Raw genomic sequence first — 276 nt, 5'->3', positions numbered from 1 at the left:
GATCCAGAACTTCGATAGCAAATTCGTCCTGGGCCCAATTCACAAAATTAACTGTATTACGATGTGCCACCATCACCCCCTTGGGCACTCCAGTCGAGCCCGAGGTATAGATCACATACGCCAGGTGTCGCGCCGTCAAGCCCAGCAGCGCCGGGTCGGGGTTGTGCGATGCTTGCCCAGCAATGGCTGCGCCGTCTTCCTCTGCGTCGAGCAGCAGCACCGGCATGACCCGATTTGCTTGAGCCGGATTCGGCAGCCGATCTTGCAAGCCCGTCT

1 protein-coding gene is annotated in these 276 nt (G+C 58.7%); it reads right to left on the bottom strand.

Features of this window, described 5'->3' with window-relative positions:
- The coding region (locus tag KVP70_RS34965; RefSeq protein WP_439897417.1) for an AMP-binding protein at positions 1-226 on the bottom strand (226 nt) is incomplete at its 3' end.
- Between the last annotated feature and the right edge of the window lie 50 nt (positions 227-276).

This window comes from Duganella violaceipulchra, assembly GCF_019166075.1.
Taxonomy (GTDB): Bacteria; Pseudomonadota; Gammaproteobacteria; order Burkholderiales; family Burkholderiaceae_D; genus Rugamonas; species Rugamonas violaceipulchra.
Note: the sequence above shows the minus strand (reverse complement) of the source record. Positions and strands in the feature narration are given on the sequence as shown.